Genomic DNA, 20,981 nt, shown 5'->3' with positions numbered 1-20,981 from the left:
TTTATAGTATACATAACTAATATATTTTTAATGTCTAATTCTATGTTTTGCCCAAATTGCGGTATGCTTAAGAGTAATTGTACTTGTGGAAAATATCCGAGAGAGGAATCCAAAGGTCCGACAAACCTGTTCAGTTTTTCCAAACCTCGAAGCACATCCATTTTGGATGATGAGATTCCTGAAGTCTATTCGGTCGATGACCACAAGCTTGATGAAGGAACTGCAGCATACCTGAAGGAGATATATCCGAACATCGACGAGGATATAATCGAGAATTTCCCTTTCGAGGAGCCTAGGCTAGGCCAGCTTGATATAATTCAGGACATAAATGACGCCATCAAAAAAGGGTATAAGTACATTATTCTTGAAGCGGGAACGGGTACCGGAAAATCAGCTATTGCAACAACCCTTGCAAAGATGTATGAATCAGCATACATTCTGACAATGACAAAACAGCTGCAGTCACAGTATTCCAATGAATTCGATTTCCCGCTGGTTAAAGGAAGAGGCAATTTCGCCTGCTTGAATGATAATCTTGACTCAACCTGCGATATCGGAACATGCAAGACAACACCATCTTCAAGCAAATTTTTCTGCCCTTATGGTGTTGCTAAAAATCCTACCCTTGATGCTGAACTTGCATTCGAGGATTCATTTGGTGGCACAGTCTTTTATCAGTCAGGCGACCACTGCCATTATTGGAATCAGAAGGCGAATGCGGTCAACTCACCGATCACCCTTATGAACTATGACTATGCCATAGTCGAGCTCAATTATGTCAAGCATTTCGGAACCAGGTCTCTTCTGATTCTGGACGAGGCGCACAACATTGAAAACAAGCTGATGGCTACAATGGAAGTCAACCTCTACAATAGGGTTCTTGAAAAGGACATCAGCAAGCACATAACTCCTGAAACCCTAAAGGACGGAGAGCTTGAGGAATGGAAGGTTGAAATTGAGGCAATTTGCGAAAGCTATGAAGACATAGATTTAAAAAATGAGGCCAAAAACAAGGCAGACAGAATCAGGTCAACCATTTCCAGACTGAAAACCCTCAGGAAGAATCTTGAAAGCGAGCCTAAAAACTGGGTAATAGACACTACAGAGGAAAGCGTCAGCTTCAAGCCTCTGAAGGTTCATCACTATGCCAAAAACAACCTCTTGAAATACGGGGATGTCGTCATATTCATGAGCGCGACAATACTGTCCCACAAGATGTTTTCCCAATGGCTTGGACTTAATCCGAATGAGGTTTATCACATCAAGGTTGACAGCCCATTCACCAAGGAGAAAAGGCCTATTATCTTGGATTTGGCTGGAAAGATGTCTGCAAACAGAATCAAGAATACCGCTCCGAAGACAATCCCTATTCTGCAGGAGATATTGAAGAAGCATGAAGGGGATAAGGGGCTGATACATACCCACAGCTATAAATGCCAGCACTACATTACCAATAACCTGGCGAATTCCAGACTGATATCACATTCATCAAAAAACAGGGAACAGATTCTGGACTTTTTTGAAAAGGATGAGAATCCCCTTGTTCTGGTATCCCCGTCAATGAGTGAGGGTGTTGACTTGCCTTATGACAAGTGCAGATTCCAGGTAATCTACAAGATACCTTTCCCATATCTCGGCGATAAGCAGGTCAACATGAGAATGAAAAGGGATAGAAAATGGTATGCCTACAAGACCGTAATGACATTGATGCAGGCTTATGGGCGTGGAATGAGGGCTGAAGACGATTCATGCTACACATACATCATCGACAGCGACATCAACATGCTCTTTAAAAGTCCCCTGTACCGCTCATTGATTCCTGACTTTTTCAAAGAGGCTGTTGTAAGGGTTAAGAAATAGCGGACCTGGAGGGATTTGAACCCCCGATCTCAGGATCCGAAGTCCTGCGTCATTCCTGACTAGACTACAGGCCCAAAAAAAATAAAAAATATTATTTCTAATGTTCTTTTTCTTCAGAATCTATAGAAATAATAGGCATCTCGTCGATATCTTCAACTTCAGCAAAAATGTCGTCAATGGTTTCGTTATCGAGTTTTACCTGTTCATACTCGATGTCTTCAATCTCTTCAGCAGTCAGGCCTTTTTTGCTTTCCTCTTTTTCACGTGCCGGAGGGATCTTATCAAAGTCTTCTTCAGTGATGGTTTCTTTTTCGGGTTTTTTTGTTTTTTTAAGTTTTTCTTTTAATTCATCAAGAGCAAATTCTCCTATTTTGTAGGATTCATTGTCTTCATCGTTACTTTTTGGAACAGCTTCCTTAGTAACAGTTTTACTTGTGTCAGCATTGTCGATTGAGTCAATGCTTTCTGTCAGTCCCTTGATAGGATTTCTGATGTTGAACATTTTGTATAATCCGTAGATTAACAATAGTAATCCTATTGCTAAAACAATCACTGATATGAAGTTGGTTTCACCGGAAACAACATTGTCGATTACTCTGTCACTGCGTGACTGGAAGATGAATACTGAAACCAATATGAAAATCAAACCCAATATGCTGCTTACAAATGCCATGATTGGGGTTCTTCCAATTTTTGCATGGAATATGGAATCCAGATTACTGCTCATTTCGCCCACAAGGTCATCCATCTCTTCAGCATCGGAATCATTCACGGAATCTTCCTTAGGGGCCTTTATGATATAGTTTTCGTCAATAGGATGTTCTTCCAAATCAATGGCACTGCTTTTCTCATCTCCAGGACGATAGATGAACTCGTCATCGATTTCCAAATCGCCATAGTTTTCCTGTTTGAGATAGTCCATCAATTCCTGATCTTCTTCGACATCATCATAGTCAAAGCTTGAATCTTCGTCTTTGACATTGTCAATCATGTCTTTGAGATTGGAAATCCTATGCTCTTTTTCTTTAGATTCTTTCATAAAAAAACCTCAATGATATGCTCTCCATGTATGTTTACATTTAGCGCAAGTAAAAATACGTGTAGGTGCCTCATCAGCACTGCGAGTTTGCTTTAATTCATAATAAGCTTCATCATGCCCGCATTCAGGACAGGTTTCCTTTATTGTTGAACGCATATCTACATCTTCGCCCAACATTTTAACAGTTTCATGTGCTTTAACTTCTTTAGAAACTTCATATTCGTCGCTGTCAGTCAATTCGTTAGAATATCCACAGCTGTTACATTTTAATATTCCATCTGTTGGAAGCAACATTGCTCCACATTCAGGACAAAATTCCATTTAACTCTCACCCATTAATTTATATAATCAATAGTTTTCTTTTTAAATTATTTAAATATTTAGCATTTAAGCCTATTTTTTAGCTTTATCCAAGCAATCTTTAATTATTTTCTCATGGTCAAAGGCAATATTTATCTCATCCAACTTTTCCTCTGAAAAGATGCCTATGTCACTTGCATCACTGTCAGCCCTTTTGCTTGAGAAATCTCCTTTTGCCGTAAATGCTATGGTTACTGTGTGTCCCCGTGGGTCTCTGTCTGGTTTTGAATATACATTGACTAAATCAAGGAGTTCAACGTCAATGCTTGTTTCTTCTTTTGCTTCTCTTATTGCGGCTGTCTCTACACTTTCACCGTATTCAACAAATCCTCCGGGCAAGGCCCAGCAATCTTTATATGGATCGTTTTTTCTTTTGATTAGGATAAAGTTAAAATCGTCATCAAAAATAAAAATGTCTGTTGTCAGTGAAGGAATCTTGTATTTGGCCATATAACCACATAAAATAAATAAAATTGAAGCTTATAAAGCTTCATCAATAAGTTTTTTAAATTCAGCACTTTCCTTTTGGAGTTCTTCTGCTGCTTTTTTCAATGCTTTTCTAGGTCTTTTACCCCTTTTGGTCTTGATGGTCATTTCCGGTTTTCCGGTAAGAGGGTGATCAATATTGTAAACAGCATATTCAACGTCAGGATTTTGCATCAGAATATGCCTTAAAGCATTACAGACTCCATGGCTCTCATCCTTTACGATGAAAGTCAATTCTAATGTTTTGTCTTCAATAATTTCAAAATTTTCCATTTTATCGCCTTAATTAATCATTAACATAGTTTTTAGATACTTTACGTTTTTCTTTCTTGTTGCATGTATTGCATTGAAGCTCATTATTCTTTTGTGTAGTATGCATAAAGTCTCTGCAGCGGGTACACATGGCCTTCAGGACCCCGCAATCATCATCAACAGTACCCAAATCAACATTATCTCCAGTAATCTTGACGACTTTCGCTTGAACAATGTCTCCTATTCTAAAAGCGTCGGACAATTTTTCCAGGTAATCTTTCTTTGCTTGTGAAATGTGTATGGCACCCATGTAAGGCAATGCCAATGGTCTTGCGTTATCTTTTATACATTCAATATTCACATTTGCCCTTTGAGGCTTGATGTCGGTTATCTGACCGTATACCACATCACCAATTTTCAAAAGAGCAGGTTTTGCATCTGACACAACAGAAATGACCTTCTTTTTTTGATTAATTTTAACATTTCCCAGTACTGATGATTTGATTTCACCATTATCATCATATGTACCTTCCCCTGGAAGATATTGTTCGATTATTCCTAGCTTATCTCCAGGCATTACAATTTTTTCTTCTTCTGCATTCATAATTAAAATCACCAAATATTAAAGGTTTATAAAAATTTCTTTAATATAATAATTATATTCATATTAATATATAAAACTATTCGTAACGTTCATGGAATAGTATTTCGTCTAGCTGGTAGTTTTCCCATTCGCGCTTGTTTAAAACGATTTCCAGTTCCTGTGGTGTTAATAATGGTTTTTTATACATTTGAGAATCGTCTATTGCAATTCTTGGACATGCACTCACGACAAAGGCATCCAGTTCGAGGTAAGGAAGCAGAATGTCGGGTGTCACGTTGTCCACAAGAATGATGTATGCCTCCATTCCATGCCCCTCAAGGGTCTTCTTGATTTCCCTTGCAAGCTTCATCCTGTATTGGCCTTCCTTTGTGGAAACCAGTATTCCCCATTTCTCGGCGCTTCTGGCTTTTGTGATTCTTGCAAATCTTATTCTCAATATTCTGTCGGTGTAATCGTCCATCCTTCTAAGCTCGTTGTTGTACGGGTCAAGAGCCAGGACAGGAGTATTTGAAAAGAGGTTTATTCCGAGGGGATGGAAGTTGCCGCTTCCTATGAAAAGGATTATTTCGGCGTCGAGATTCTTGATTGACGAGAAGTTGCATCCCAAAACCTGACCTTTCCGGGTCGACGGCGATGAGCCTACGACGACATCCTTTCCGTTGTCCTCCAGAAAGTCGTAGATTTCATTTAAAAGGTGCAGGTGCTGTGTGGTTGTCACCAGACCTATCCTGGAATAGTCTTTCAGTTCCTCCAGGCACTTTTCAAGGTCCTTTTTGACGTCTATGTTTGAAAAAGCTTCGATGAAAACTGTCGGCACCTCATATTTCAGCGGGAGCGGAGTGTGTCCGTAGTGTATTATCAGGTCAACGGAACCCTTCATCTTGTAGTCGCTCACGTCACATGCCCCGTAGCAGGGATCTCCTGAAATGATTACTGTGGCATCTGTTTCATCTTCAATCGCGCGGGCAATCCTCACTGCCTGCATCTTGAGGCCTTCCGGAAACTGAAGGCCCACTGTCCTTGCATCTTTTGACTGGATTTTCCTGATTGCCCTTTCCAGATCCATATTGTATAGTGACATCTTAATCTTCAATTGTCTTTTCGATAACTACTTTGCCGTCGATGACATCCAGTTTCACGATACTGATAACCTCATGTCCGGTTTCCCTTTCGACAATTTCCTTTCCTTCGCCCTTTTCGATGACGGCAACGGTTGATTTTATTTCAAGGCCCAAATCGTCAAGGGTGTTGAGAAGCGCTATGAGGGTTCCTCCGGTACTTACGACGTCATCGATGAGAAGAATCCTTTCTCCGGCATGAAGGTCATTGATGAAAAGGTTGGATGAGCCGTATCCGGTTTTCTGATAGACCTGGGTTTCTCCGTCAAGGCCGTATTGCCTTTTACGGATTACCACAAATGGTATGTCGGTTGCAAGGGACAGGGCGGTTGCCAGGTGAATTCCCATGGCTTCAACAGCAACGATTTTATCGATGTCCAAATCTGCATGTTTATAAACGGAAAGTGATAATTCCCTAAGCATTTTAGGGTCCATTGCAGGAACGCCATCACTTATTGGATTTACAAAGTAATTGTAGTCTCCTTTTTTCACAATTGGGGATGCTTCTAATGATTTCTTTACTTCATCTAACATGGTCTCACACAAACTATTAAAACTTATTAAATATAAATATAGTTTATTATAATTATATAATTTTTTATAAAGTGATTAATATGCTTGGAAATTTAGGTGAAAATCTTACTAATACGATGAAAAAATTAGTAGGAATGTCAGTTATCGATAAAAAAACTATTAAGGAAGTTGTAAAGGACATACAACGTGCATTAATTCAATCTGACGTTAATATCAAATTGGTTCTCGAGCTGTCCAAAAAAATTGAAACCAGGGCGCTTGAAGAGGAACCTCCGAAGGGAATCACCCCGAGGGAGCATGTCATAACAATCATCTATGAGGAAATGGTGAATCTCCTTGGAAGTGAAGCCGCAACCCTGGACATAAACGATAGGCCTTACAAGATACTCTTTTTAGGTCTTCAGGGAAGTGGTAAGACAACCACAATCGGAAAATTATGCAGATACCTTCAGAAAAAGGGTTTCAATCCTGCCGTCGTATGTACAGACACATGGAGGCCTGCAGCTTACGAGCAGTTAAGGCAGCTGACTGAAGAGATGGACGTTCCTCTGTATGGGGACCCTGACAACAAGGACGCCCTTGACCTTGCGCGCAAAGGTCTTCAGGAGTTCAAGAACAGGAAGGTCATCATCTTCGATACTGCGGGAAGGCACAAGAATGAGGAGGACCTCATCGAGGAGATGAATGAGCTGGACAACATCATCCAGCCTAATGAAGCCATTCTTGTCATCGACGGTACAATCGGTCAGCAGGCAGGCGAACAGGCAAAGGCATTTTCACAGGCAACCGACATCGGGTCAATCATCATTACCAAACTCGATGGTTCAGCAAAAGGTGGGGGTGCACTTTCAGCCGTTGCAGAAACCGGAGCTCCAATCAAGTTCATCGGTACAGGTGAGAGAATCGATGACTTCGAGCTGTTCGACCCGGAAAGGTTCATATCAAGACTTCTCGGAATGGGAGACATCAGAAGCCTTGTGGAAAAGGCTGAAGAAAACATCGACGAGGACATTGCAGAACAGACAATGAACAACATGCTTTCAGGCAAATTCACTCTGATGGACATGAAAAACCAGTTCGAAATGATGAACAAGATGGGTCCTATGCAGCAGGTCCTCAACATGATTCCGGGAATGGGAAACAAGATACCGAAAGAGGCTTCAAAGATGACCGAGGACAAGATAGATTCCTATAAGATCATGATGTCCTCAATGACAGAGGAGGAAATGCTCAATCCGAAAATCATCAAGCAGTCACGTATCCAAAGGATTGCCCGCGGATCAGGCCATGACGAAAGCGAAGTGAAAGAGCTTCTCAAATACTACAACAACACCCGAAAGACAATGAAGGGTATCGGCAAACGCGGCGGTCGCCTGCGCGGAAGCGGAGCAATGAACCGTATGATGGGACAGTTCATGAAATAGATAGCATGATATTGGCAAAACAAATTTTAGAGGAAACCGGCGGCAACATCTGCATGAACTGCCTTGGAAGGAAGCTGTCCAAAAGCATTGAAGGCACAAACAACATCGAACGCGCCCAAAAGGTCTGTGATGAACTTGACATAAGTCTGGATGATGTTGACTGTGCGGTCTGCGGAAATCTCTTCGACAAGCTCGATGATGATTTGTACAGGAAAATCGACGAGAAGATTGACCAGCTCGGCATAGAATTCGACACATTCCTTGTGGGCTCCAAAATCAGCAAGGACATTCAGAAACGTGATGAGGAGCTCTCCGAAAAGCTTGACTTGAGTGTTGAAACAATCAAGAAGGAAGTCAACAGGCTCATAGGACTGAAGCTATGGGAAATCTATGACAAGGAAGCGGAATTCGAAGCGCAGGACATAGTCTTCAGCATTGACTTGATCGGCGAGCCGAAGGTAAAGATTCAGATAAATCCTTTATATGTCGAAGGAAAGTACAACAAGTACAAGAGAGGAATCCCTCAGACAAAATGGCCGTGCACAAAATGCAAGGGAAGGGGTTGTGAGGAGTGCAACTTCACAGGAAAGCAATACCCCGAATCAGTTGAAGAGCTGATTTCCGAGCATTTCCTGAAACTGACCAGAGGCAGGGAAGCCAAATTCCACGGAGCCGGCCGTGAAGACATTGACGTGCTGATGCTCGGTTCCGGAAGACCGTTCGTTTTGGAAATCAAGGAGCCGAAAATCAGAAAGCTTGACTTGAAAAGCTTGGAAAATGAAATAAATGAAATAAATGAAGGAAAGACTGCCTATCACAATCTGCATGTTTGCGAGAGAAGAAGAAAGGCGGAAATCAAGCAGTCTTCCCCTGACACTTATAAGGTCTATGAGGCTGTCGTCAGCTGCGATGAGGCATTCGACGAGTCAAAACTGGACGAATTATTGAAACTGAATGAAATCCATCAGCAGACACCATTGAGGGTTTTAAGAAGGCGCGCCGACAAGGTGCGCGTAAAGCATGTCCTTGATTTGTCCTGTGATGTGATTGACGAGACAACATTCAGGATGCGCATCAAGACCGAAGGCGGACTGTACATCAAGGAACTGATTTCAGGCGATGACGGCAGAAGCAATCCCAATGTGTCCGAGATATTGGGCGTAAAAGCTATTTGCGAGCAATTGGATGTAATAGAAGTAAGCGAGAAGTAGATATTATGGCAGATGAATTTACACATTTAACTGACAGTGGAGTGCACATGGTTGAAGTTGGCGGAAAGCCGGATCAAAAGAGAAGAGCTATTGCAAGCGGCAGCATCTTTTTGGACAAAAATACCATCAGTCTGATTCAGAATGAGGAAATCAAAAAGGGAAACGTGCTGACAACTGCTCAAATTGCAGGAATTCAGGCCGTAAAGAACACTTCATCAATAATCCCGCTTTGCCATCCGTTGGCTCTCACCGGAATAGAGCTTGACTTCGAAGTCAGGGAGGATGAGATTGTTGCAACCTGCGCCGTCAATACATTGGGAAAGACTGGTGTTGAAATGGAAGCAATCACCGGTGTAAGCGTAGCGCTTCTCACAGTATGGGACATGGTAAAGGCTGTTGAAAAGGATGAGGACGGACAGTACCCTGATACCAGAATCAGTGACATCAAGGTGATTAAGAAGGAGAAAATTTAAACTTTATATACTATGAAAATAATAGTTATATACATTATTTTTATTGATTAAATTGTAAGGGAGATTACTATGGCGAAAAAAAATGATAAGATTTCTATGCCTCAAACAGGTGCAGGTTTAGTAAGATATTTTGATGAAGAAAGTCTTGGCCCAAAACTTTCCCCTGAAACTATTTTAGTGGCTTCTGTAATCGTAGCTATACTCTGTTTTGTTTTAAGGTATTCAGCTTAAATATTGTTTTTAAAAACAATACTACTTTTTTTTATTTATAGATATCATGTTAACCAAAAGAATTATTCCATGTCTTGACTGTGACCTTCAGGTACCCGAAGGGCGCGTTGTAAAGGGAGTCGAATTCAAGCAGATCAAATATGCTGGAAACCCGGTGGATCTTGCGACACGCTACTATGAAGAGGGAGCGGACGAAGTCGTAGTTCTGGATATCACAGCATCCCATGAAAGGCGCGCAACAATGGCTGACGTAATCGACAGGCTGACGGAAAACGTATTCATGCCGATATGTGTCGGCGGAGGAATAAGGAAAGTCGAAGACTACATCAAGATGCTCAAGGCAGGCGCGGACAAGTGCTCCACAAACACCGCGGCCATCAAGAACCCTGAGCTTCTCACCGAAGCCTCAAAGGTAGTCGGATCACAGGCGGTCGTAATAGGAATAGACGCCAAAAGAAGATATGTGGACCATCCGGACGACGCACCGGACAAGACAGTCATCGAAACAGACAAGGGATTCTGCTGGTTCGATACAAGCATATACGGCGGGCGCGAATTCACAGGCATCGACGCAATCCAATGGGCTCAGGAGTGTCAGGACAGGGGCGCAGGAGAGATTCTTTTAACCAGTATGGACGGTGACGGAACCCAGAACGGATATGACATAGAGCTCAACAAGGCAATCAACGACCTTGTAGACATTCCGGTCATTGCAAGCGGAGGCGTAGGAGAGCCGAAACACATTCTTGAAGTCTTTGAAAAGACAGACGTTTCAGCAGCCCTTGCAGCAAGCATATTCCACTTCAACCAGTATTCAATCCCGACCGTCAAGCAATATCTTAAAGAAAACAACGTGGCTGTTCGCTTATGATAATCAAATCCCCAATCGACCTTGACCTCACCATAAATTCAGGCCAGACATCACAGCCTCCATGGACAGTGAATGAAGACACATACTCCAATGTGGTCATGGTGGAAGGCAAACCCCTTATTTTCAACGTTAAACAGTCAGGAAAGTATCTGGAATTCAACCTTGATGATGAAAATGCCGTATCAAGGCTTAAATATATTTTCGATCTCGATTTTGATTTGGATAAATTTTACAAATACTTAAACAGTCATGACGAGCTAGCGGACATGTCCAAATTCTGCGAAGGCCTGAGGCTCTTTCTGGCGCCAGACCCCTTCGAGTGCGTGATATCCTCGATATGCTCCGCAAACAATTCCATCAAAAGGTGGACAAAATCCGTTGCCGACATCAAGAGAAACTGGGGAACCGTGTACGGCGATTACCATACATTTCCTAAAAGCGAGGACCTCGCAAAAATATACCTCGATGAGGAAGATGAATTTAATTCATCAGACATTCAAGATATTTGTGATTGCAGCAATAATCTCAAAAGTTGCGGCGTAGGATATAGAGCACCATACATGAGAAGGGCAAGCGAGCTATTTACAGATGAAATGGACCTCTGCGAAATATATTCGATGAGCTATGACGAGGCATTCGAAACAATCCTTGAGGTTCCGGGAGTGGGTCCGAAGGTGGCAGACTGCATACTGCTTTACGGATTCAACTTTAAGGAGGCCTTTCCAAGCGACGTATGGATAAAAAGAATAGTATCCCATCTGTATTTCAACGGCAGGGATATAAGCGTTTCAAAGGTGCGCGACTTCGGAATGGAGCAGTTCGGAGATTATGCCGGGTATGTGCAGCTCTACATGTTCCACTATGCACGCAAGTCCGGTTTGATGGCGAAATTGAAATAGTTCTTTCGGCAATTTCCGATTTATTTTTAAAAGGCTGCTGGCAATGAATGTTTTCAGTCATATTCTAATTTAAATTACTTATTTTTTTAAAATAACATTTATACTTCTTTTTTTTATATTTTTAAGATGCAAGTAAGCACTTGAACTCGAAAAACTTTATATATGGCCTTTTATAGACTAATTAGTAGGTGAGAAGGCTTCTAAAAAAATTTAAAATAGAAAACTTCTGTATCAAAAACAATAATTAATGTGATTGAAATCTGACCGTTGGACCTGATGTCTATTCATCGCAAACGGATTTGCTGTCAAATTCAAAGCGATTGGAGGTGAAATCATGCGTTTTATTTAGATGGATTAATAGGATTTAAAAAACATTGAATTAGAGGTGAAATCATGATTCGTCTTATTTAAACGGATTAATGGGATTTTATAAAAAATTAAATTAGGAGGTGAAAGCATGAGATTAATACCATTTTAAATAGAAATGAAACTGTTCGCAATAAATGTTTCCGGGGGTGAAAAGCTGCGGATAAAGATTAACTCATAAATGCTGTCTGTTGGGTTTGTTGAAAAGGTCCGGCAGGCAGCCATTGTTATTGCTATTTTTTAAGAATTTTTTGGATTATGAGTGAAGTTTATGCATTGACGCTATTTTCGCATGAGCTATAAAAATCATTATAAATTATGACATCAATATAATATTTTGATGCAGACAAAAAACCTAATCCTCTTAATCTGTTCAGTATTGTCATTTTTCACGGTTTTCGCGGTCAATGCCGTAATGGTCGTTGTCCCGTCCATAGCCAGCGAATTTCACATGAGCAATATCGTACAGAATTGGGTTATAATTATATTTTTGCTGGTCGTTGCAGTGCTGTCGGTTCCTGCAGGCCAGATATCAGGAAAATACGGACTTAAAAAAGTCACAATCCTGAGCGTTATTCTTTTTATCATAATTTCCATTGTCAATGTCCTCGTCGCAAGTTCCGAACAGTTCCTTTTATGCCGCGTAGTCCTTGGAATATCACTGTCATTCATAAACGTAACATCAATGGCAATGATAGTGTCTGCCTTCGCGCCAGAGGAGCGCGGAAAGGCTTTGGGAATAAACATCACAGGTGTCTACATAGGACTGTCTCTCTCACCGGTTCTGGGAGGAATCCTCAACTACCAGCTCGGCTGGAGGTCCGTGGTTCTCTTTGGCGTTCCGTTCCTATTCGTCATACTTGCGCTTCTTCTCACAAGAGTCGATGATGAATGGATTACATTTGAGGACGTTTCCCTCGACTATAAGGGATCTCTTCTCTACGGTGTGGGAATGGTTCTTTTCATGTACGGGTTCACAATACTCAACGAGACACTTGGAGTGATACTTACAGCTATTGGAATAGTCATTCTTGTGATGTTCGCGCTGATGGAGCTGAGGGTTGACAATCCTGTATTCGACATAAGGTTTTTCAAAAACCGCAAGTTTCTATCGGCCAACTTCGCGTCACTGTGCGCATATCTGGCAACATTTGCGGTCACCACAATCCTGAACTATCATCTTCAGTACATCAAAGGATTCGATTCACAGCTCAGCGGAATAATCCTGCTTGTGGCACCGATATGTCAGGTAATAATCGCCCCTATTGCAGGAAGGCTCTCCGACAGGTATGTTCCGCAGATTCTTGCCGCCATAGGAATGGGCCTTGGAACAGCATCATTGGTTTTGTTCTCATTTTTGGATTTCAACACATCCCTCGCGTTTCTGGTGATATCAATGGTTCTCTACGGAATAGGCTTCGGACTATTCTCTCCGCCGAACACCAACGTCATAATGGGATCAGTACCGCCGAAGGATACGTCAGTCGCCTCCGCAGCGGTTGCAACCATGCGTACCGTAGGCCAGGCAATGAGTATGGGAATACTGACACTGGTGTTTGCCTTCGTAATGGGAAATGTGGCCATCTCTCCTGAGGTTTACCCTCTGCTTGTTCAGAGCTCTCAGATAACCTGCGTAATCTGTGTGGTGTTGTGCGTGGCTTCTGTTTTCGCCTCACTTGTTGGAATCAGGGCAGAAAATTAGTTTCGTTTTAAATGGGGAGTGCCTCTTTTTTAAAGGGAATCCGTTAGCTCAATGGAGTTTGCCATTTCCTTCATGTCATCCAATTCGCCAGTACCCAATATCTGGAAGTAATATCCGCCAACGTTTCTCTGAATCATATAGCTGTTGTACGGTCCGGTGTATATCTCCAGGTCCCCGTCCCTTTCCAGGTAAGTATATGCCGCTGCAGAAGGATTATAATTTCCAATCCACACTGTTGCCAATTCTGTGCTTTCACTGCTGTAGCCGATAGCCCAGTTTGATGTTCCCTTTCCGACGCTGTCATATTCAATGAATTCGGCATCTGCAGGAACCAGCATGGTGAAATTTTCAAAGTCATATTCCTTAAATCCGAAACCTGATGTTCCTATCGGGGATGAAAGCGAGAATATGGTCGCAATCGCCAAAACGCCAATCAGTCCTGCCAGGCAAAGGATTATCACTTTGTTTTTGTCATCACTCCTTTTGGTGTTGGCTTTTACTATGGGTGTTCTCAGCTTTGTTCCGCAGTTTCTGCAGAAGTTAAAATCAGCATCATTTCTTTCGCCGCAGTTTTCACAATAGATATCCATTAGTGCACCTCTGGGTAAATATTTGATGGCAACGATTAATATTGTTTTGTGCACAATATTATAATAATGTGTATAACATGGAAAAAAGAGATAAAATAATTATAGCGGGATTGGTCATTGCCATCATAGCACTGCTCGCCGCCATATTTATGGTGGGAGGCAATAATATCTCAAGCGGTGTAAACATTTCTGATGGAATGCAGAAATATGATTTTAACTCAGAGTTTACGATGGCAGTTCCAGAAAATGCAAGTTTTTTAAAAGAATGGAATAATTCAAATGAATTCAACATAGGTTCCGGGTATACCTATTATGATAAGGCTAATAGATTTGGAGTTTTCTATGCAAATTCTCCAATAGTTACTCATGAATTAGTCAATACAGTTATAGAATCAGGTGAGCATTCTGAAAATGTTACTGTGGAAAAAAGCGGGGATTTAATAATGCTTCATAACCCAACTGCTGATGGTAAGATTGGACTTACTCTGGATGACAGTAATTATAGGGAGCAAGTTGTATTTCAAAAAGGCCATCTGTTAATTGTAGTCGTTGGAAATGATGCAGGTTTTATAAAATCAATGGCGGAGACAATTCGAGTTTATGAGTGAGGTGGAGTTATGAATAAAAAGTATTTATTATTGTTTATTGTATTTATTTTAGCTATGGGAAGTGTGAGTGCCGCCAATTTCGATAATCATGACTTTGACGGTTACTTCACAATGGACGTGCCGAACGGCGCCACTTTTCAAAAGGATATTAATGAGACCAATGAAGAGGGTATTAAGCTAATAATGGCTAGTTACATGAATAATGATTTGGCTGTTATGTATATGGAAAGTCCAACATTTTCAGAAAATTCTTCAGCATGGTTTTATCAGTCATTTTTTGAAGCAGGAAATCCTGATTTAACTAAATGTTATGAAAGGCAAGAGGGCAATCTAAAAATATTGGAGCCAACAACCAGTAATGAAGCTTCTTTTCCTATTGTTGGAGTATCCCGCGGAGATAAAATAGTAGTCATTACGGGTAAGGATATTGATGCACTCAAACAAATGGGTAATTCTGTAGAATTTAAATGAGGATCTAATCAATCAAATCCTCTTTTTTCTTTTTTTATAAAACTTCAATTTTTTCGAATAATTCCATGTCGGTGGTATATATCGTGATGAGGGTATTGTGTTTTACAAATGAGAATGTGTATATGTCGTATTCGTTATAGAAAAATCCGTCGTATCCCAGCATGTGTTTTCTCTGTCCGCCAAGCTGATTGTTGACCTCGTTGGCATCAATATAGATGTCGCTGGAATACATTGTGCTAATCATGATAATGTCTTCGGAGTTATTCCATGTCTTGGAGATTGTAATGATTCCATCCTCATTTTCATTTATATAAGCTGAAAAGTCCTCGTGGAAATCAGAAGGTATCTTTAATGAGGCGGTACCGACATTGACCTTTTGATAGCCGAGATTGGAGATGTATGAAATGCTTCCTATGGTAACGAATGCAGCTATCAGGATGATTGCTATTAAGATGATTGGCCTTTGGTTTTTCTTAAAGAAACTTTCCTTTTGGGACAGCTTAAAGCCGCAGTTTCTGCAAAAGACAGCATCTTCTGGCAGTGGTTCGTTACAGTTGGGGCAGTGTTTTTCCAATTTCATCACTCATTTTGTTCCTTGTTTTAATATTATAAGATTAAATTTAATATACATTTGTTATAAACTTATTATTAAATAATATTGATGTTAGCTTGAGTATTTGGAGTTGGTTGATATTTTAGGTTATGATGAAGAAATGTATGAGAATTCCCTGATTGAATTATTCCAAAATTTGGGATATAATCATTTTTATGGTCCGGATATTGAAAGAGATTATAAGAATCCTCTCTTCAAATGGGATTTGGAAAATTTATACAATATTAATAGATTATTGGATAAATCTGCAGTTGATAAGGCTATAGAAACAATTCAGGATTTTGGAATTGGTTCTCTTGAGGATAAAAACAACAAATTCACGGATTACCTTCAAAATGGTGTGAATGTCAATTATTGGAAAGATGGAAAAGAGGAAGCCACTCATGTCAAACTCATTGATTATGATAATTTGGATTCAAACGTATTCACTGTTATCAATCAATGGACAGTTGAGGATATTGAGACTAAAATACCGGATATCGTTGTTTTTGTCAATGGTTTGCCATTGGTGGTATGTGAACTGAAATCTCCCGCTCGTGATGATACGGATACTTCTGAAGCTTACACTCAATTAAAAAAATACATGAAAGTCATTCCAACTCTTTTCAACTATAACTCTTTTTGCGTCATGAGCGACATGTCCATTTCAAAGGCAGGAACAATCACAGCCAATGAAGACAGATTCATGGAATGGAAAACAACTGATGGAAGCTATGAGTCAACTCAATGGGCAGATTTTACAACATTTTTCGAAGGAATATTTGAAAAAAACAGGTTTTTAGATATTTTAAAGAATTTTATAACATTTTCAAATGATTCAGCTAAAAAAATAAAGATTTTAGGTGCTTATCATCAATATTTTGCAGTCAATAAGGCTGTGGATTCAACCATTCATGCAATTGAAAGTGACCACAAGGCAGGAGTCTTTTGGCACACCCAAGGAAGTGGAAAAAGCTTGTCAATGGTATTTTATGTAAACAAGCTCCAACAAAAGCTTGAAAGTCCGACTTTTGTTGTAATAACTGACCGTAATGATCTTGATGACCAATTATTCACACAATTCAGCAAATGCAGTGATTTTTTAAGGCAAACTCCGAAACAAGCTACAAGCATGAAAAATCTAAAAGACCTCTTGAAGGACAGGAAAGCCAATGGAATATTTTTCACCACAATGCAGAAGTTTGATGATTATGATGAATCGCTAACAGATAGGGATGATGTTATTGTAATCTCCGATGAGGCCCACCGTAGCCAGTATGGCCTTGAAGAAACGGTAAATCCTGAAACCGGTGAAATAAGAATCGGAGCTGCAAGAAGAATTAGAAATGCACTTCCGAATGCAACATATATAGGTTTTACCGGAACACCAATTTCAAGATCTGATAAAAGCACTAGGGAAGTGTTTGGAAATTACATTGACATTTACGACATGACCCAATCAGTTGAAGATGGAGCGACAGTACCGATAAGCTATGAAAGCCGTATTGCAGATATAAAGTTAGATGAATCTGTTTTGCAGCTGATTGATGAAAAATATTGGGAATTGAGGGAACAGGCTGAAGAGTATAATATTGAGAGAAGTAAAAGGGAACTAAGTAAAATGGAATCGCTACTTGGAGCTCCCGAAATCATTGATGACATATGTAATGATATTGTAAAACATTATGAGGAAAATCGTGCAATCGAATTGACAGGAAAGGCAATGATTGTTGCATATTCACGTGCGATTGCAATTAAAATGTATGAAAAAATATTGGAATTGCGACCTGATTGGAAAGAAAAAGTCAAGGTCGTTATGAGTGGTTCTAATAAGGACCCTGAAGAATGGCATGATATTATCGGCGATAAATCCTACAAAAAGGAACTTGAAAATAAATTCAAGGATGATGACGACCCGATGAAGATAGCTATTGTAGTTGACATGTGGCTTACAGGATTTGATGTTCCTTCCCTTGCTACAATGTATATTTACAAACCGATGAAGGGACATAACTTAATGCAGGCAATTGCCCGTGTAAACCGAGTATTTAAAGGAAAAGAAGGTGGTCTGATTGTTGATTACATCGGTATTGCCTCTGAGCTTAAGAAGGCGATGAGCGAATATACTGAAAGGGACCAGAAAAAGTATGGGGATATGGATGTTGACAAAATCGCTTATCCAAACTTCCTGGAAAAATTGGAAGTCTGCCGTGATCTGTTCCATGGATTCGATTACTCCAAATTCTTTGGGGATAGTGATTTGGAAAGGTCAAAAGTCATATCTGCCGGGGTAAACTTCATGGAAGATTTGTCTCGCAAAGAAACAAAAGACCTATTTTTAAAGGAGGCATTATTGCTTAAGAAATGGCTGTCATTATGCAGAAGTCGGGCAGAAGAAAAAGAAAGGCTCGAATCAGCATATTTTGAAGCCGTAAGGACTGTAATAGTCAAAGTTTCTTCAGATAATAAACTCTCATTCAATGATATTAACAAGCAGATTACAGAATTGCTCAATCAGTCAATTAAAAGCACTGGTGTAATAAATGTAATCAATGTCAGTGATGAGGTATCATTGTTTGACCCTGAATTTTTAGATAAGGTTCGTGCAATGGAGTCATCAAATTTAACAATTTCTCTTCTGGAAAAATTGCTTGCAGATCAGGTAAAAGGATATAAAAGGACCAATATTGTTAAATCGGAAGAATTTTCAGAACTTTTAAAACAAACTATGAACAGTTACATCAATGGCCATATTACAAATGATGAGGTTATTGAGGAACTGATCAATATCGCAAAGCTATTGCGTGACGCACAAATGGAAGGGGAGAAATTGGGCTTGACTGAAGAGGAATTGGCATTTTATAATGCAATTGCATTGCCTGAGAACATACATGATTTCTATGATGATGAGACATTAATAAAGATTACACAAGAGTTAACCGAGTCTTTAAGAAGAAATAGGACAATAGACTGGCAGAAAAAAGAATCTGCCAGAGCAAATATGCGCAAAACTGTAAAGCGTTTGCTTAAAAAGTATGATTATCCTCCAAAAGAGATGGAAGGCGCATTAGAAAAAGTTATTGCTCAATGTGAATTATGGGTAGATGAAGCGGCATAGGTGATTTAATGGCAAAAGATAATATTAGTGAAATAGGATTTGAAAAGCAAATTTGGGATGCTGCAGATGAGCTGAGAGGTTCAATGGATGCGGCAGAATATAAGCATGTGGTATTGGGATTGATTTTCCTGAAATACTTGTCTGATAAGTTTGAGGAAAAATATCAGGAACTTGTCGATGAGGGAGCAGGATTTGAGGAAGATATCGATGAGTATACTTCTGAGAACATTTTCTTCGTTCCCCCTGAAGCCCGTTGGTCAGAAATTGCTAAAAAGGCAAACACTGCAGAAAACGGACTGACAATAGACAATGCAATGAAAGCCATTGAGGACTCCAATAAATCACTTAAAGGAATATTGCCTAAAAACTTCTCAAGACCGGAACTGGATAAAAAGAAACTGGGTGCCGTAATAGACATATTCACAAATGTGCAGATGTCTGAAAAGGGAGATAAAAAGGACATTTTGGGACGAACTTATGAGTATTGCTTAAGTATGTTTGCAGAAACCGAAGGAAAAAAGGCAGGTGAGTTTTATACTCCTGCATGTGTTGTAAAAACACTGGTTTCAGTCTTAAAACCATTCAATGGAAGAGTTTATGATCCATGTTGCGGTTCTGGAGGAATGTTTGTCCAGTCTAAAAACTTCATTGAAAACCATAGCGGAAACATTAAGAAAATCTCCATTTATGGTCAGGAATCAAACCCTACAACATGGAAAATGGCTAAAATGAATTTGGCTATTCGCGGACTTGAAGCTGACCTCGGTGAACATCAGGAAGATACATTCTTAAATGACCTTCATCCGACTTTAAAAGCTGATTATGTAATGGCAAATCCACCGTTCAACCTCAAAAAATGGGGTCAGGAGCAATTGCAGGATGATGTCAGGTGGAAATATGGTATTCCTCCAAAAGGAAATGCGAACTTTGCATGGATGCAGCACATGATTCATCACTTATCACCAAAAGGAAAAATCGGGCTTGTTTTAGCTAACGGATCTCTATCTTCCACCACTTCAGGTGAAGGAAATATCAGGCAAGCTATTGTAGAGGCTGATTTGGTTGAATGCATCGTAGCGCTGCCAACACAATTGTTTTATACTACAGGAATACCTGTTTGCTTATGGTTCCTGAATCGGGATAAGAAACAGAAAGGCAAAACATTGTTCATTGATGCACGTGAAATGGGAACTATGGTTTCAAGGAAATTGCGTGAACTGACTGATGAGGATATTGAATTGATTGCTGATACTTTCACCAAATTTGAAGAGGGAACTTTGGAAGATGAAAAAGGATTCTGCAAAGTCAGTGATTTGGAAGAGATTAAAAAACATGACTTTATATTAACTCCAGGTCGTTATGTTGGATTTAAACCTGAAGAAGATGATGGAATACCATTTGAGGAGAAAATGAAAACATTAACTTCTGAGTTGGATGAATTGTTTAAAGAGTCTAATGAACTTGAAGCTAAGATTCGCCAAAGTTTAAAGGAGATTGGTTTTGAATTCTAAATTTGAGTTTGGAATTTTTTATTTAAGGAGTGATAAATTTGAGTTTAGATTATGATACTTATCCTTTGAAAGAACTTAATGAAGGAGCTTCTGTTTTTTCAGGATTTGCATTTAAAAGTAAAGATTTTTCTGATGAAGGCATTCCCATTGTTAAAATAAAGAATATTCAAAATAAATCTGTAGATTTGGGGGAAGTTCAATATTTTCCATTAGATAAGGTAACCAATAAACATGAAAAATTTTTTCTAAAGGATAATGATGTTTTAATTGCTATGACTGGACAAGGTAGTTTAGGACGTGTAGGTAGAATAAACCTAGAATCAGACGAGCTTGTTTTATTAAATCAACGTGTGGGGAAATTTGTTGTTGATGAAAAAAATTTACATTTAAATTATTTATATCATGTTATTTCTTCAGATATGTATGAAAAAATTTTATTTGATAGAGGCACAGGTAGTGGGCAACCGAATTTAAGTCCTGAGATTATTTTAGGTACAGAAATACCAATGCCTGATTTATCTACTCAAAAGAGGATTGCATCAATTTTAGATAATATAAATTCTAAAATTAATCTCAATAAGAAAATAAATAAAAATTTAACAAAATTAATAGATGCAACTTTTAAAAATTATTTGTTAAATTTTGAAAATTATTCCGAAGA

22 protein-coding genes and 1 tRNA gene are annotated in these 20,981 nt (G+C 39.6%); 13 read left to right on the top strand and 10 right to left on the bottom strand.

Annotation, left to right across the window (positions count from 1 at the left end):
• The first annotated feature begins 30 nt into the window (after positions 1-30).
• The gene (locus E7Z77_RS06710) at positions 31-1,860 is read left to right on the top strand and encodes an ATP-dependent DNA helicase (protein WP_292751816.1); all 1,830 of its coding nucleotides are present in this window, start codon (positions 31-33) and stop codon (positions 1,858-1,860) included.
• On the opposite strand, the gene E7Z77_RS06705 is transcribed toward E7Z77_RS06710, so the two are convergent.
• From E7Z77_RS06705 to hpt, 8 genes are all read right to left on the bottom strand, one after another.
• A tRNA-Arg gene (locus tag E7Z77_RS06705) sits at positions 1,861-1,934 on the bottom strand.
• 23 nt (positions 1,935-1,957) lie between these two features.
• Positions 1,958-2,899: a topoisomerase IV gene (locus E7Z77_RS06700; protein WP_292751813.1), complete on the bottom strand. Its 942-nt coding sequence runs from the start codon at positions 2,897-2,899 to the stop codon at positions 1,958-1,960.
• 9 nt (positions 2,900-2,908) lie between these two features.
• The gene (locus E7Z77_RS06695) at positions 2,909-3,220 is read right to left on the bottom strand and encodes a transcription factor S (protein ID WP_292751810.1); all 312 of its coding nucleotides are present in this window, start codon (positions 3,218-3,220) and stop codon (positions 2,909-2,911) included.
• 72 nt (positions 3,221-3,292) lie between these two features.
• A complete protein-coding gene (locus tag E7Z77_RS06690) occupies positions 3,293-3,709 on the bottom strand; it encodes an NUDIX hydrolase (RefSeq protein ID WP_292751807.1) in 417 nt (138 codons plus the stop codon).
• A gap of 30 nt (positions 3,710-3,739) precedes the next feature.
• Positions 3,740-4,018 carry a DNA-directed RNA polymerase subunit L gene (locus E7Z77_RS06685; protein ID WP_292751805.1) on the bottom strand — a complete coding sequence of 93 codons (279 nt, stop codon included), beginning with the start codon at positions 4,016-4,018 and terminating at the stop codon, positions 3,740-3,742.
• 13 nt (positions 4,019-4,031) lie between these two features.
• Complete coding sequence (locus E7Z77_RS06680) at positions 4,032-4,601, bottom strand: exosome complex RNA-binding protein Csl4 (RefSeq protein WP_292751802.1); 570 nt, start codon at positions 4,599-4,601, stop codon at positions 4,032-4,034.
• A 76-nt stretch (positions 4,602-4,677) separates the two neighbouring features.
• On the bottom strand, positions 4,678-5,682 hold the full coding sequence (gene dph2, locus E7Z77_RS06675) for a diphthamide biosynthesis enzyme Dph2 (protein WP_292751798.1): 1,005 nt from the start codon (positions 5,680-5,682) through the stop codon (positions 4,678-4,680).
• 1 nt (position 5,683) lies between these two features.
• Positions 5,684-6,253 carry a hypoxanthine/guanine phosphoribosyltransferase gene (hpt, locus tag E7Z77_RS06670; protein ID WP_292751796.1) on the bottom strand — a complete coding sequence of 190 codons (570 nt, stop codon included), beginning with the start codon at positions 6,251-6,253 and terminating at the stop codon, positions 5,684-5,686.
• Positions 6,254-6,327: 74 nt separating this feature from the next.
• On the opposite strand from hpt, the gene E7Z77_RS06665 reads away from it, so the two are divergent.
• The 7 genes from E7Z77_RS06665 to E7Z77_RS06635 all read left to right on the top strand — a co-directional run bounded on the left by E7Z77_RS06665 (position 6,328) and on the right by E7Z77_RS06635 (position 13,430).
• Positions 6,328-7,677: a signal recognition particle protein Srp54 gene (locus E7Z77_RS06665; protein ID WP_292751878.1), complete on the top strand. Its 1,350-nt coding sequence runs from the start codon at positions 6,328-6,330 to the stop codon at positions 7,675-7,677.
• A gap of 5 nt (positions 7,678-7,682) precedes the next feature.
• Complete coding sequence (locus E7Z77_RS06660) at positions 7,683-8,888, top strand: tRNA pseudouridine(54/55) synthase Pus10 (protein WP_292751793.1); 1,206 nt, start codon at positions 7,683-7,685, stop codon at positions 8,886-8,888.
• 5 nt (positions 8,889-8,893) lie between these two features.
• Positions 8,894-9,361, top strand: coding sequence for a cyclic pyranopterin monophosphate synthase MoaC (gene moaC / locus E7Z77_RS06655; protein WP_292751790.1), 468 nt, complete (start codon positions 8,894-8,896; stop codon positions 9,359-9,361).
• 69 nt (positions 9,362-9,430) lie between these two features.
• Positions 9,431-9,592 carry a preprotein translocase subunit Sec61beta gene (locus E7Z77_RS06650; protein WP_292751787.1) on the top strand — a complete coding sequence of 54 codons (162 nt, stop codon included), beginning with the start codon at positions 9,431-9,433 and terminating at the stop codon, positions 9,590-9,592.
• A gap of 46 nt (positions 9,593-9,638) precedes the next feature.
• Positions 9,639-10,463, top strand: a complete 825-nt coding sequence (gene hisF, locus E7Z77_RS06645) for an imidazole glycerol phosphate synthase subunit HisF (RefSeq protein WP_292751784.1) — start codon at positions 9,639-9,641, stop codon at positions 10,461-10,463.
• On the top strand, positions 10,460-11,362 hold the full coding sequence (locus E7Z77_RS06640) for a DNA glycosylase (RefSeq protein ID WP_292751781.1): 903 nt from the start codon (positions 10,460-10,462) through the stop codon (positions 11,360-11,362). Before hisF ends, E7Z77_RS06640 begins: the two co-directional genes overlap by 4 nt.
• Before the next feature lie 706 nt (positions 11,363-12,068).
• Positions 12,069-13,430, top strand: coding sequence for an MFS transporter (locus E7Z77_RS06635; protein WP_292751778.1), 1,362 nt, complete (start codon positions 12,069-12,071; stop codon positions 13,428-13,430).
• 29 nt (positions 13,431-13,459) lie between these two features.
• On the opposite strand, the gene E7Z77_RS06630 is transcribed toward E7Z77_RS06635, so the two are convergent.
• Complete coding sequence (locus tag E7Z77_RS06630) at positions 13,460-14,020, bottom strand: zinc ribbon domain-containing protein (protein ID WP_292751775.1); 561 nt, start codon at positions 14,018-14,020, stop codon at positions 13,460-13,462.
• A 77-nt stretch (positions 14,021-14,097) separates the two neighbouring features.
• On the opposite strand from E7Z77_RS06630, the gene E7Z77_RS06625 reads away from it, so the two are divergent.
• Together E7Z77_RS06625 and E7Z77_RS06620 are read left to right on the top strand one after the other, a co-directional pair.
• On the top strand, positions 14,098-14,628 hold the full coding sequence (locus E7Z77_RS06625) for a hypothetical protein (RefSeq protein WP_292751772.1): 531 nt from the start codon (positions 14,098-14,100) through the stop codon (positions 14,626-14,628).
• Positions 14,629-14,637: 9 nt separating this feature from the next.
• Positions 14,638-15,099: a hypothetical protein gene (locus tag E7Z77_RS06620; RefSeq protein ID WP_292751769.1), complete on the top strand. Its 462-nt coding sequence runs from the start codon at positions 14,638-14,640 to the stop codon at positions 15,097-15,099.
• A 34-nt stretch (positions 15,100-15,133) separates the two neighbouring features.
• Here the strand turns inward: E7Z77_RS06620 and E7Z77_RS06615 are convergent, their stop codons facing one another.
• Positions 15,134-15,679, bottom strand: coding sequence for a zinc ribbon domain-containing protein (locus E7Z77_RS06615; RefSeq protein ID WP_292751766.1), 546 nt, complete (start codon positions 15,677-15,679; stop codon positions 15,134-15,136).
• A gap of 103 nt (positions 15,680-15,782) precedes the next feature.
• Between E7Z77_RS06615 and E7Z77_RS06610 the strand changes: the two genes are divergently transcribed.
• From E7Z77_RS06610 to E7Z77_RS06600, 3 genes are all read left to right on the top strand, one after another.
• Positions 15,783-18,809 (top strand): type I restriction endonuclease subunit R, encoded by a 3,027-nt coding sequence (locus E7Z77_RS06610; RefSeq protein ID WP_292751763.1) that lies wholly within the window; start codon positions 15,783-15,785, stop codon positions 18,807-18,809.
• A gap of 8 nt (positions 18,810-18,817) precedes the next feature.
• On the top strand, positions 18,818-20,320 hold the full coding sequence (locus E7Z77_RS06605) for a class I SAM-dependent DNA methyltransferase (RefSeq protein ID WP_292751760.1): 1,503 nt from the start codon (positions 18,818-18,820) through the stop codon (positions 20,318-20,320).
• 38 nt (positions 20,321-20,358) lie between these two features.
• Positions 20,359-20,981 (top strand): restriction endonuclease subunit S (locus tag E7Z77_RS06600; RefSeq protein ID WP_292751757.1); only part of this gene is annotated, 623 nt, incomplete at its 3' end.

Source organism: Methanobrevibacter sp. (assembly GCF_015062985.1).
Taxonomy (GTDB): Archaea; Methanobacteriota; Methanobacteria; order Methanobacteriales; family Methanobacteriaceae; genus Methanocatella.
The sequence above is the reverse complement of the archived record's forward strand: the minus strand, read 5'-3'. Positions and strand labels throughout refer to the sequence as shown.

What these genes read in the sequence shown, in the direction of transcription:
- E7Z77_RS06660 (WP_292751793.1), top strand. Translation starts at nt 7,683, where the DNA reads ATGATATTGGCAAAACAAATTTTAGAGGAAACCGGCGGCAACATCTGC.
- E7Z77_RS06640 (WP_292751781.1), top strand. Translation starts at nt 10,460, where the DNA reads ATGATAATCAAATCCCCAATCGACCTTGACCTCACCATAAATTCAGGC.
- hisF (WP_292751784.1), top strand. Translation starts at nt 9,639, where the DNA reads ATGTTAACCAAAAGAATTATTCCATGTCTTGACTGTGACCTTCAGGTA.
- E7Z77_RS06615 (WP_292751766.1), bottom strand. Translation starts at nt 15,679, where the DNA reads ATGAAATTGGAAAAACACTGCCCCAACTGTAACGAACCACTGCCAGAA.
- E7Z77_RS06625 (WP_292751772.1), top strand. Translation starts at nt 14,098, where the DNA reads ATGGAAAAAAGAGATAAAATAATTATAGCGGGATTGGTCATTGCCATC.
- E7Z77_RS06690 (WP_292751807.1), bottom strand. Translation starts at nt 3,709, where the DNA reads ATGGCCAAATACAAGATTCCTTCACTGACAACAGACATTTTTATTTTT.
- hpt (WP_292751796.1), bottom strand. Translation starts at nt 6,253, where the DNA reads ATGTTAGATGAAGTAAAGAAATCATTAGAAGCATCCCCAATTGTGAAA.
- E7Z77_RS06680 (WP_292751802.1), bottom strand. Translation starts at nt 4,601, where the DNA reads ATGAATGCAGAAGAAGAAAAAATTGTAATGCCTGGAGATAAGCTAGGA.
- E7Z77_RS06630 (WP_292751775.1), bottom strand. Translation starts at nt 14,020, where the DNA reads ATGGATATCTATTGTGAAAACTGCGGCGAAAGAAATGATGCTGATTTT.
- moaC (WP_292751790.1), top strand. Translation starts at nt 8,894, where the DNA reads ATGGCAGATGAATTTACACATTTAACTGACAGTGGAGTGCACATGGTT.
- E7Z77_RS06700 (WP_292751813.1), bottom strand. Translation starts at nt 2,899, where the DNA reads ATGAAAGAATCTAAAGAAAAAGAGCATAGGATTTCCAATCTCAAAGAC.
- E7Z77_RS06650 (WP_292751787.1), top strand. Translation starts at nt 9,431, where the DNA reads ATGGCGAAAAAAAATGATAAGATTTCTATGCCTCAAACAGGTGCAGGT.
- E7Z77_RS06620 (WP_292751769.1), top strand. Translation starts at nt 14,638, where the DNA reads ATGAATAAAAAGTATTTATTATTGTTTATTGTATTTATTTTAGCTATG.
- E7Z77_RS06710 (WP_292751816.1), top strand. Translation starts at nt 31, where the DNA reads ATGTCTAATTCTATGTTTTGCCCAAATTGCGGTATGCTTAAGAGTAAT.
- E7Z77_RS06635 (WP_292751778.1), top strand. Translation starts at nt 12,069, where the DNA reads ATGCAGACAAAAAACCTAATCCTCTTAATCTGTTCAGTATTGTCATTT.
- dph2 (WP_292751798.1), bottom strand. Translation starts at nt 5,682, where the DNA reads ATGTCACTATACAATATGGATCTGGAAAGGGCAATCAGGAAAATCCAG.
- E7Z77_RS06695 (WP_292751810.1), bottom strand. Translation starts at nt 3,220, where the DNA reads ATGGAATTTTGTCCTGAATGTGGAGCAATGTTGCTTCCAACAGATGGA.
- E7Z77_RS06685 (WP_292751805.1), bottom strand. Translation starts at nt 4,018, where the DNA reads ATGGAAAATTTTGAAATTATTGAAGACAAAACATTAGAATTGACTTTC.
- E7Z77_RS06605 (WP_292751760.1), top strand. Translation starts at nt 18,818, where the DNA reads ATGGCAAAAGATAATATTAGTGAAATAGGATTTGAAAAGCAAATTTGG.